Source organism: Paraburkholderia sp. PGU19 (assembly GCF_013426915.1).
Lineage (GTDB): Bacteria > Pseudomonadota > Gammaproteobacteria > Burkholderiales > Burkholderiaceae > Paraburkholderia.
This window is the reverse complement of record NZ_AP023182.1, coordinates 716,777-728,277: the sequence shown is the minus strand read 5'-3', so window position 1 is coordinate 728,277 and position 11,501 is coordinate 716,777. Positions and strand designations below refer to the sequence as shown.

8 protein-coding genes and 1 pseudogene are annotated in these 11,501 nt (G+C 57.3%); 7 read left to right on the top strand and 2 right to left on the bottom strand.

What is annotated here, in order from left to right; genetic code table 11:
- Positions 1-192 precede the first annotated feature (192 nt).
- From H1204_RS43725 to H1204_RS43705, 5 genes are all read left to right on the top strand, one after another.
- Positions 193-1,113, top strand: coding sequence for a lysozyme inhibitor LprI family protein (locus tag H1204_RS43725; protein WP_180735224.1), 921 nt, complete (start codon positions 193-195; stop codon positions 1,111-1,113).
- Between the two features lie 428 nt (positions 1,114-1,541).
- Positions 1,542-1,916 carry a peroxiredoxin gene (locus H1204_RS43720; RefSeq protein ID WP_243468999.1) on the top strand — a complete coding sequence of 125 codons (375 nt, stop codon included), beginning with the start codon at positions 1,542-1,544 and terminating at the stop codon, positions 1,914-1,916.
- Positions 1,917-2,051: 135 nt separating this feature from the next.
- Positions 2,052-2,513 carry a MarR family transcriptional regulator gene (locus tag H1204_RS43715; protein ID WP_180735223.1) on the top strand — a complete coding sequence of 154 codons (462 nt, stop codon included), beginning with the start codon at positions 2,052-2,054 and terminating at the stop codon, positions 2,511-2,513.
- Between the two features lie 10 nt (positions 2,514-2,523).
- Complete coding sequence (locus H1204_RS43710; protein ID WP_180735222.1) at positions 2,524-3,198, top strand: VOC family protein; 675 nt, start codon at positions 2,524-2,526, stop codon at positions 3,196-3,198.
- A 598-nt stretch (positions 3,199-3,796) separates the two neighbouring features.
- Positions 3,797-4,276, top strand: coding sequence for a hypothetical protein (locus H1204_RS43705; RefSeq protein WP_243468998.1), 480 nt, complete (start codon positions 3,797-3,799; stop codon positions 4,274-4,276).
- Between the two features lie 96 nt (positions 4,277-4,372).
- Here the strand turns inward: H1204_RS43705 and H1204_RS43700 are convergent, their stop codons facing one another.
- Both H1204_RS43700 and H1204_RS43695 read right to left on the bottom strand, forming a co-directional pair.
- Positions 4,373-5,695 (bottom strand): IS5 family transposase, encoded by a 1,323-nt coding sequence (locus H1204_RS43700; RefSeq protein ID WP_180728470.1) that lies wholly within the window; start codon positions 5,693-5,695, stop codon positions 4,373-4,375.
- A gap of 1,688 nt (positions 5,696-7,383) precedes the next feature.
- Positions 7,384-8,298 (bottom strand): AraC family transcriptional regulator, encoded by a 915-nt coding sequence (locus H1204_RS43695; RefSeq protein ID WP_180736257.1) that lies wholly within the window; start codon positions 8,296-8,298, stop codon positions 7,384-7,386.
- Positions 8,299-8,580: 282 nt separating this feature from the next.
- Between H1204_RS43695 and H1204_RS43690 the strand changes: the two genes are divergently transcribed.
- Together H1204_RS43690 and H1204_RS43685 are read left to right on the top strand one after the other, a co-directional pair.
- Positions 8,581-9,768, top strand: coding sequence for a PLP-dependent aminotransferase family protein (locus tag H1204_RS43690; protein ID WP_243469112.1), 1,188 nt, complete (start codon positions 8,581-8,583; stop codon positions 9,766-9,768).
- Positions 9,769-10,023: 255 nt separating this feature from the next.
- A pseudogene (locus H1204_RS43685) lies at positions 10,024-11,468 on the top strand (amino acid permease).
- Positions 11,469-11,501 lie beyond the last annotated feature (33 nt).

Here is an 11,501-nt window from a genome sequence, read left to right as displayed (position 1 = left end):
TCGGATTCAGTGAAGATTCTCATCAAATATGCTCTCCTAATTGTGTGGCTATGACCGGCCATTCGGCGCATCCTCAGTCCGATATTTGCGCGTTTACTCCGCACCAGTATGCGGCCGCTCTTATGGCGATGATCGACGCCGCGATTTCGTTCATTGCGTGACAGCAAAGCCCCCATTACCGAGGAGAAGTGCATGGGCAGCATTGAGCACCCGCCGCCAAAGGACACGCGAGCACAACGCTCCGCCCGGTGGTTGTTCTCGTGCGTTTGCCTCACTGCGATTTTATTTCCCGGAATGGCGCCGGCGATGGATTTCAAGATCTACGCCCAACCACAAGTCCAGCGCAAAATTGTGATCGCCGAAGGGAGGATCCAGGATGGTGATGCTGAGAAGTTCAAGGCGTTTGCCAGAATGGCCGACCGCGATGACGAGGGACTCGTCGTCCTCGTTTTGAGTAGTCCAGGAGGTAACGTCGAGGCCGCCTTTCGGGTCGTCGACGCGATGGATAAGGTGCGCGTCTACACCGTCGTCCCTGATAACGCGAAGTGCGCGTCCGCTTGCGCTTCGATCCTGTTCGCGTCGGGGGAACGCCGAAGCATCGTCGGTACCGGGATGCTCGGCTTTCACAGCTGCTACCAGCGCCATGGGAGAAGCTACGTCGAGGACTCGCTCTGCAACGAAATAATCGCTGCAAATGCAATGCAAAGAGGGATAAGCCAGCTCGCCATCAATCGTTTCGTCAAACGCTATGGTGCACAAAACATGGCATGGGTCGGGCGCGACATCGCTTGCAAGTCGCTGCAGGGGCTATGCAAGCCCGGTCTGCTCGAAACCCGATACGAAACGAAGGCTTCGCTGATGCACAGTCTGGATTGCGGCAAGCTCATATCAGTTCAGGCGCAACTCATCTGCGGGGACGAGGAGCTCACCCGTGTCGACAAGACATTGGCTGAAATCTACGGCCAAAAGATGAAGGCATCGTCCAACAAGGACCGATTGCGAAATGATCAACGTGCATGGCTTCGCAATTCTCGCAATGTGTGTGGCGACAAGGCCTGCCTGCTTCGAAGCTACCGTGCCCGCGTCGATGAATTGAAGCGGATGCCGTCGTGACGACGTCGATTGACATTGGCCATGTGCGCGTTCAAACATGAGCCGGCCTAAAGAGCTGCACCCAGCTTTGGCTTGGGACGAGGCCATGTACGTCGAATCGCGTAACCAGTTTTCGCTGCCTGTTCAATCAACCAGCGTCGGCTGGTATCGCCCAGCAGCCCAAGCCGGACAAGCGTTTCCCGTCGATAGACCCTATCGAAGTGACAATACCCAGAAAATGTCGACAAATCTCGCTAATTCAATGACATACAGGAATTGCCGCGCCGCTCCTTGAGGGGCAAAAACGCCCATTTGCTATCGACGCATCGCATGCGATTAATTATTTTGCTATTGACTAGGGCGATATCTTCATCCATTATGCGCCGCATGCGATTACATCGCATACGAGTTATAACCGCGCAACACCCTTATTCACGAAGGAATCCATCATGAGCAAGATCGAACAAGTTCTCCACTCAGGCAACAGCCACGCCACGATCAACCCCTACCCCAATGTCCAGCCCGGTGAGCTCGGCGCGCTCGACCTCAAACTGTCGGCGTCCGGCGGTGAAAGCCGCGAGTTCATCGCCACCGGGCTGCACCCGAGAGCCGAGCAGTTGTTTTCGGGCGCTTGGTCGGCCTGTTACATCAGCGCGTTCGGGATTGCGGCCTCCATGAAGAAGGTCACGCTGCCGCGCGACTATTCCTTGGACATTCAGGTCAGCATTGGGTCGGTCGGGGCCGGGCATTGCCTTGGCGCCCAGTTCACCATCCGCGCGCATGTCGCCGTGACGCCGCGCGACAGCCTCTTCGCACACCGCTAGAGCGTGCATCCCTCCGTCGCCAGGCCGTGGCGCATCTTCGTTTCTTATGCGCAACGGTCACAGGCTCGGATCGCAAGCTATTTGCAAGAATGACCAAACGTTACAAGACCATGGTCTCTAGCCAAGAGGATACAAATGAAAACGACGAACCAAGCGCCCGCTGCGGCCGTGCCGCTCTCAGACTACCTGTGCTTTGCGGTCTATTCTGCGAACCTGGCGTTCGGCAAGGCGTACAATCCGATCCTCGAAAAGCTTGGGCTCACTTATACGCAATACATCACGATCATTGCGCTTTGGGAGGAAGTCCACCAGACCGTCAGCGGTCTGGGCGAGAAGCTGTTTCTCGAATCCAACACGCTCACGCCGATCCTGAAGAAACTCGAGGCGATGGGTTATCTGGAAAGGCAGCGCGATCCCGAGGACGAGCGGCAGGTGCGGGTCCGCCTGACAAAAAGTGGCCGACGTCTGCGCGAAAGAGCCCTGACGATGGACCTCACCGGGGAAACTGGCCTTTCGCCCGACGAGTTTGCGAAGGTGCAAAAGGCGATCGTGACGCTGCGTAACAATCTCATCAACGCGGTTCGGGCCGGCGAATAAGGAGCTTGACATGAGTAATGGGCAGACGCGCAGCAAAGCTGCGACAGAGAACGGACGAGCGAGAACGGTCGATATGAAACTAGAGGTAGTCGTCATTCCCGTGTCGGATGTCGATCGCGCGAAACACTTCTACGCTAGGTTAGGTTGGAGGCTCGACGTCGATATCGAAAAGGATGATCAGTTTCGGGTTGTACACTTCACGCCGCCGGGATCGCAATGCTCGATCCTGTTCGGCAAGGGTGTCACAACAGAGGCGCCCGGATCAGCCCAGGGACTCCATCTCATTGTGTCTGACGTGGACGCTGCGCGCGAAGATCTTGTCAATCGTGGCATCGACGTAAGCGAACTCTTCCACGACGTCGGCGGCGTATTCCACCATGCCGGTGAAGAAGGACGCGTAAGCGGCCCGCACCCAGCGCGTAAAAGCTACGGTTCTTTCGCTTCGTTCAGCGACCCCGACGGGAACGGCTGGGTTTTCCAGGAAGTGACCGCACGGCTGCCAGGTCGGGTCGATGCGCACGTCACGACATTCTCTTCGGCGATGGACCTGGCGAGTGCGCTTCGCCGTGCCGCGGCCGCACACGGCGAACACGAGAAACTGACTGGCCAACATGATGAAAATTGGCCGGACTGGTACGCCGAGTTCATCGTCCGAGAGCAAGCTGGAGAGCAACTGCCGACTTGAACTCGCTTGTGGCAAAAAGGAGAAGTGAGAGCTCCATCGGTGCGCCTTGTTCAGTTGCTTACTGACCAGAGCCCATCATTTCTCAGGCTCCTCCTCGATTACCCTGCGAATCGCCATCCACCAACAGCACCCCGTTTATTTGCGAACGCAGTTCGGAACCAAGCCAAAGACAGTATAGAAGACACCCCGCCCGCGCCTCGACCGCGATGACTGTTGACTGTCAGGAAGCAGACGGCCGGGCGAGAGCGACTCACGCCTTCCGACTGGCCGCAGATGGCCGATTGCTGAAATTCGGACCGCGACGGCGATCGTGGTTGGCTCCTCAGGCACGAGTTTCCGTAGTCGACCGTTGCGGCGCTAACACACTTCGAATTTTTTGCTCCGGTACGGCCGCAAACGATTGCTCATACTCTGCACACCTCTTTTATTCGAGGCGCATGGAATGCGGCACGAATGGCTTGAATATTTTCAGCGCCTTATCTGGGACACCCCAATAACTGTGACGCTGACATCGGCGACCGTAGGCTCAGTGATTACGCTCGCGTGAATCTCTGCATCAAACGCGCGTCGTCGTAAGCGTCAGCGACGTGACACGGCGTTGGAACTCGCGTTGTCGCTGGAAGGACATGCTCGCGCCTGCCGCACGATGATGCACAAAGCCGTGTGGGCACTAACGGCATCATCAGCTCATGCTCGCCGCGAAGTCTGCAAGGATGTAACCATCCCGTCTTTTGTTTTCCCAGACAAGCTTGATTGGCAGGTTCTGGCTTTCCGCGAGTTTGGTGAATCCGCAGACTTCTGCTGGCAGGTTGAATTCGAATGTGCGAAGGGCGCGATGTCTGCGTTAGCGCTAGCCCGTGCTACGCGCCGCCGGTTCGGCACAACCCTGTGGAAGCCTGGTGCTAAAGGCTCATCAATGGAAGACTCATCAATGAAACGCGAACTGCCCGACTTCATCGCGAATGCTGAAGCGAAGCATAAAGCGTCACCTCAGGAACAAGCGCGGTTCACACTTGAACAGAAATTGGAAGTGAGCCCGATTGTCGCTCGCACCAATGGAATCGCTGCGAGTGCTTAAACCTGAAGTGTTCAAGGCAATTATGTTTCTACTTGTGTATTTTGACACACGTCTTACTTAGTCGCCCCTGAATAATGCGTTTGCCCGGCGGTGGGGTCATGCGCCGGGCATGATTCGGACGAGAGTGGTAAGCGAAGCAGCAAGAATGAGGGCGTAAAAAACCTTCAGCTTCCTGAGGATCATTCGTAGGTTGTGACCGGCGCCGCATAACACCGCGTGCATCGCGTCACCGAGCACTCCCTTCAGCCAGTTCCGATCGAGTTTGCCATCTGTCTTCATGTGGCCGATCGCTGGCTCAATCGCGCTGCGCCGTCTGATCATCGCTCGTAATCCCCGCGTGATGCCTCGCCTCAACCCCGGGTGGTAGATCTTCACACCTTCGATGTCTACGCCCTTGTATCCACGATCCACGACGGCGATTTCTGGCGTGACGTCGCTCAGGATCGCCGCCTGTTCGAGCGCTTCTGCAAGTGTGTGGCCGTCGTATGGATTGCCTGGCATCGAGCGCATGCCAACGACCAGGCCCTCCCTGTGCGTCGTCGTAATCGACACCTTCACGCCGAACTCGTAGGGCGTGCGCGCCTTGCCCTTGGCCAGGCACTCTACCTCCGGCGCATGCAGAGCGTAAAGCTTGGTTTTGTCCTTTGTCTTTTGCGACAGGATCCGCTTTGTGCGATCAATCAGTTCCTGCAGGACCCCGCGACTGCCCTCGGAGACCGCATCAATCTGCCGCTCGACGTCACGCATCACCCGACCCACACGCGAGCGCAGTGTGCGCAACACTTTCTTCATGCGTTTGTACTGCTTGGCATGGGCATAGCGGCCTATCTGACGCGCCAGGTGCGGCGCCTCGCGGTTGTAGTTCTGCCTCAGTTTCAGGCCGTGCCGTGCTGCAGCCTTTACCAGATGTTCGCGACACCGCTCAAGCAACCGCGAATCGGTCGGATGGGCAACCGCTTTCTGCATGACAGTTGTGTCAACGATCACGCGCTTGACGCTCGCGGCCTTGATCACGCCGGCCCGTTTGGCTGCGTCGATCGTTTCGGCCAGCAACTCTTCAACACCAGCCTCGCCCAGCCGCTTGCGCCAGCGCGTCAGGCTCGACGGATCGATCGGCGGTTCGGTCTGCAAATACGTCTCGCCGGTGAACACCTGCCAATACGGGTTCTCAACCCATTGCCAGACGACTTCTTCGTCGGACAGGTCAAATGCGTGCTGCAGATACAGCAGACCGGCGACTAGCCTGGGTGATGTTGCCGGGCGTCCCTTGCGCGACACGAAGCTCTCGCTCATCGCCATGCCCAGCCGATTCCAGTTGATCAGGTCAGCCAGCCGCACCAGCGGATGTCTCAGATTGATCTGCTCGCGCAGCGGCTGCCGGAAGAAATCTCCCTCTGTCACAGGCGTCTTCGGACCCATCCGCACCTCGTCAGAATTTGCAGGATTTAGGCATCAATATGCCAGGTCTCTGCAAATCCCACAATGCCATTTCGGCCTCGGAGCCTTACCGCATAAGCTTTCGCGGATTGTTCAAGGCCGACTACTTAGCCTCATAGGTCGAGATACAGACCGGTTTGTATCGTGACGTTGTTTTCGACGCCCGCTTGCGGGCGTCGCTGTTCTTAGCGTTTGATTTTTCTAGTTACCTATATCTCTCTCGGTTTTTCGGGGGTGCAGGGGGGTCTGGGCGGGGGGCTTATCAACAGGGGTCGAAACATATTTGTCTGTAACGGATTTCCCTGACGGAGCATCGCGGAGCCACTTTTTCGAAGCCGCGTGAAGATTAGTAACCAATTGGGCGACGGACAGTAGAACCTTCATGCCCCGCCCCCACTCTATGGGCGCGGATGAACGGGTTGGGATGCGAGGTCGCGCTCCGACGCTGGAACCGGCGACCTCTCTCGCCCTGCGTGCGAACATCACGTCGGCGACCGTGGTCCAAGCTCCTCCACTCCATTGCTATCTCCGCAACTCAAAGGTTGCGTCCAATCTAAAAGACCACTCCAGTCAACCTCCTCGCCTGCTTCCAGACTTCGAGGACACAGCTTATCTTCAAGATACTCATGCGTGCGTCGGAGCACCTCCTGATCGAAGCTCAGAAACCCGAGTGGAACAGGAAAGCCTCGTCCAACTCCGATGGGCGCGTTGACTACCACCGCAACCATCCGCCGGGGTACAAGCATGATCTCCAGCGATGCGGGAATCTCACCGTCGTCAGAACGTACAACTACCCGACCGAACGTTTTCCTGAGATGCCTCTTCGACCGGTCTCGGGTGATGGCAATGTCTGTTCTAGACGTAGCGTCAGCAGCATCGGTAGCACGCGCGATGCTTTCCAAAAGTCTGGCTAGCGCCCGCGATGCACCCCAAGCCGAACTACTGGGAACAACCCATACCAAGTCGCTCGTCTGGCCGTTGTCTGCCTGATTCGGGGAATATTCCAGGGCGTTCCGTGACCTCCCTGTGCTTGGCGGCGTTGCCGATGACCGCAGCACGTTCAAAGGCGGCCATTCAGGCTGCGCAGGCTTGAACGACAGAAACGGGTCGAGTACCCATTCGCTCGCGGTGATAGCCGACGTTCGACGACACCGATGTGCGAATGTCGTCAAAGCAACTCTTAGGCACCTGACTGATACCGATACCCGAATGTCAGGCTTGGCCGAATGGCCGACCGCCACCCTTCCCTCTCCTGCATGCGGCGCTCGCCCCGCGATTTTTGCCGCGATAAGGCGCGGGTTATCGCGGGAATAGCCACGCTGACAACAACTCGAAGCGCTGATGTCGCCCCACTTCATGGTATCCGGAGCGGCGACGGCTATTGGCCCACGGCCCCTCAGGAACATCAGCGATTCGCCCTTGTCCCGCAATCAGGTGGGACGATTTGTCTGCGTCCTCCTTTGATCATTTTCTCCTGACGGGCACTCCCGATGCCCCGCCGCGGCATTGCACGAGCGCCTACTGCTTTCGAGTGCGTGTGGCTACCCGATAGGCTATGGTTGTGGGTCATGTTATCTACAATCGCTAAAGAAGACGCATAGAAGCCGTGCCGACCTATGCGTCGATGCACGGCGCAATACGGTTCCAGTCGGTAGCGTCGCAGACCCCGTTCAATCCGATCGATTTATGCCGCCGAGACTCCGCCATTGTGACGGTGTCACCCCCGTCATCAGCTTGAACGTTGAGCTCAGATGGCTTTGATTGGCGAAGCCGCACGCCTCGGCAATCTCGGAGAGTCGTTCGTCGCTACGTGCAAGCATGTCCTTTGCCGTCTCCAGGCGGATACCAGCAAGCCATCGATGCGGAGTCTCTCCCGTCTGTTCCCGGAACGCGCGGAAAAATTGTCGCGCGCTCAGCCCTGCAGCACGTGCAAGATCTTCGACATTGATCGTTTCCGACAGATGACCTTCCACATAACAGCGCACCTGTCGCATCCGCCATGCTGGCATAGAGACCGGCGCAGTGGAACTGTCCGGACCTCCGGCGCGCTTTAACAGGTAGGCGACGATCGCAGTAATGATTCCGTCACTCAGATGCGCATTGAGAAACTGGTTGCCAGAGCAGCAGTTCCACAACTGCTTCATGGCCCCCTCGACGAATTCATCTTCCCATGTATCAGACGACAGGTTCCAGAGCGCCGTCCTGATTGCCTTCGGGCTAAGGTCGCCCAAGATGCTCCGGAAAGATGCATTTGGGATGCAAAGCGTCAGCATGGTGCGTGCGCCGTCCACTTCCCAAACACTCCGCAAATCCGGCGGCACGACCAGCATGCGCCCGACGCTCACGCGTTGCGTCACACTGCGGCCATTGATGTGCCATGTCCAACTGCAATCGTTCTCTACGGTCAATGGCAAGGCCAGCAATGTCTCGCCAAGCGCTGGGTCCACGTAGTTGTGTGGACGTGACTCGACAGTCAACATCTGGAACGGGATCCTGCCCACCGAGCGCCGATGTTCTTGCGCAAACCTTCGATATTCCGACATCTGATGAAACTGAGCGTAATTTCTCCACACATGCTGCCTCATTCAACTCTCCAACGATTTCCCTTGTCCAAATACGCAAAGATCACACCATGCACACCCGCACTCGTACCCGCGGCTTCACCATGCTCGAAGGCACACTTCTGACAAAGGCGTCACGAATTCGAAAGTCCCCATCGTTTTGCCTTGATAGCCTGCTGAAACTGTTCGCCCAATTGAATTTCCGCCGCATCCCAACGCGCGGCCCGGAGCTTGCCGATTCGCGGAAATCCCGGCCGGGACGACATTAACGTCGCGCTTTACATACATTCGACTACGGAGATCGAAGTGAAATACTCAAAAAGAATGGCCATGGTTAAACCCTCCGCCATTCGCGAATTGCACCAACTCGAACACGATCCCGAGGTCATCTCCTTCTGCGGCGGGTATCCGGACGCATCGCTATTCCCGGTAGAGAATCTGCGAGAGATGTATCTGTCTGTCATTTCGATGGACAGTATGGCGTTCCAGTACACACATTCGCAAGGCGATGCGACTTTGCGGCAACAGATCGCCGACCGGATGCGCTCCGAAGGAGTTGCCTGCGACGCCGATAGCATCGTGATCCTGCAGGGCGCACAACAGGGACTCGACTTCGCCGGAAAGATGTTCATCGATGAAGGCGACACCGTACTGGTCGAGGCACCGACGTTTCTTGGCGCGCTCATCGCCTTCAACGCCTATGAACCGCGCTACATCGGCATCCCCATGGATAGCCACGGCGTCGACCCTCTGGCACTGGAGGCAACTCTCCAGCAGGAAAGCGGAATCAAGTTTCTGTACATGATCCCGGATTTCCAGAATCCGGCAGGCGTCACACTGAGCCTGGAACGTCGCCGAATGCTGGTGGACCTCGCCAACCGCTACGACTTCTACATCGTTGAAGACTCGCCTTACCGGGACATGCGCTACTCCGGCCCCTCGGTCGCCTCCATCAAGAGTTTCGACACCCAGGGCCGAGTAATTTTCCTTGGCAGCTTTTCGAAGAGCCTCGTTCCCGGTATGCGCCTGGGATGGGCCGTAGCCAACAAGGAGATCGTGCAGAATTTCGCGCAACTGAAGCAGGCGGCCGATACGCAATGCAGTACCATCAACATGAAAGTCGCGAGCGCCTACCTGAAAACGTTCGACCACAACCGGCACGTTGAGAATATCGTCAAACATTACCGCCACAAGCGCGACGTAATGATGAACACAATCGCCGACACGTTTCCCAACGCGGTGGCCTACACGCGCCCCGATGGCGGCATGTTCACGTGGTTGACGTTTCCAGACGGCTTTGATGCCGACCAGTTTCTCAGGTCGACACTGCTGCCACGCGCCAAGGTCGCGTACGTGCCGGGCATTCACTTCTTCGGGGATACGCGACACTTGCCCATCAATAACGCGCGCCTGAGCTTTTCCGCCTGCACCGATGACGCCATCGTCGAGGGTGTTAGGCGTATGGGCCTCGTCTTGAGTTCGCATCTTTCATGACCCCTCGCGCATGCTGCCTCGGGTAAGGCAACACGAGTGGCCGCATCACGTCGACGGGATAGGCATTGCCGATCCCGTCGCTGTTTTCCATCCTCATCTTCCGTGTTACTCCCCGCTTCGGTCAAATAAGGCGCCTGCACTGCGATGTCGTCGCTACCTGATCAGCACGTCATCACCCCCTCCTATCCGGACCGGCGCCGACCGAATCGAACGGGGACTACACGTTCGCCATTAATCAACTGACGCGTGAATCTCATGAGCAAAGTACTGGATGGCGATCCGCCTCGCGCTCGCGACCATGCGGTACAGGACGGCGGGCTCGCGCGCGGCCGTTCCAACAGACATATCCAGTTCATCTCGATCGACGGCGCCATTGGAACCGGCCTTTTCATGGGGGCTGGCAAGACCATCAGCATTTCGGGAACGTCGATCATACTGACCTACATGGTTATCGGATTCTTCCTGTTCTTTGTGATGCGGGCGATGGGGGAAATGCTCCTTTCGAACCTCAGATACAAATCGTTTGCCGACTTCTGTTCCGCATACCTCGGACAGTGAGCCGGCTTTTTCATCGGCTGGTCGTACTGGTTGACATGGGTCGTCGGATCGATTGCCGATTACGTGGTAGTGGCAGGCTATATGCAGTTCTGGTTCCCCACTTTGCCCGCATGGATTCCGGCCATCGCGACCCTTGCCAGTCTGATGTTGCTCAACATGCTAACGGTCAAACTGTTCGGCGAACTGGAGTTCTGGTTTGCGATCATCAAGATCGTCGCGATCGTGTCACTGATCGTGGTAGGAGGCTACCTCGTCTCCACGTCCTTCGTCTCACCGACCGGCGTACACGCATCACTTTCACATCTGGTCGAGAAAGATGCGTTCATACCGCATGGCGTGCTCGATTTTTTTGCCGGGTTCCAGATCGCCATCTTCTCGTTTGCCGGCATCGAACTCGTAGGAACGACCGCCGCAGAGACCAACGATCCTGAGAGAAATCTGCCACGCGCGATCAATGCCGTGCCGCTACGCGTGATCATCTTCTATGTCGTGTCGCTCGCCTGCATTATCTCGGTCTCATCGTGGAAAAACATTAGCGCTCACGTCAGCCCCTTCGTGCAACTGTTCATCGCGGCCGGCTTTCCCATGGTTGCAGCAGTGGTCAATTTCGTCGTCACTACCTCAACGATGTCCGCTGCTAACAGCGGCGTCTTCTCGACAAGCCGCATGCTGTACGGTCTGGCGATCGGGAAGGACGCACCCGCGGTTTTCAGGTGGCTCACTTCCCGTTCCGTTCCGGTAATGGGCCTGCTGTTTTCCTGCCTGTGCATGCTGATCGGCATTCTCCTGCTCTTCGTTATCCCCGATGTGATGTCAACTTCACGATCGTATCGACGGCGTCTGCGATCCTGTTCATCTTCGTCTGGTCGCAAATCCTGGTCGCCTATCTTGTCTACCGGATGCGCAGCCCGGATCTGCATGCGAAATCCAGGTTCAAGATGCCCGGAGGTGTCCCAATGGCGATCCTTTGCCTCGCGTTCTTCGTGTTCGTCGTCGGCCTGCTCTCGCTCGACGCCGACACCCGCTCGGCTCTGCAGGTGATGCCACTCTGGTTCCTCTTTCTGTTTCTCGCCTACAGGCTGACCAGACGCGGGCGTCGGCGATCGATGTTGGTATTTGAGCACGCATCGGCGGCCGAGTAGCGGCAGCCAGTTGCCCCCGGCCATTTGCAGTAT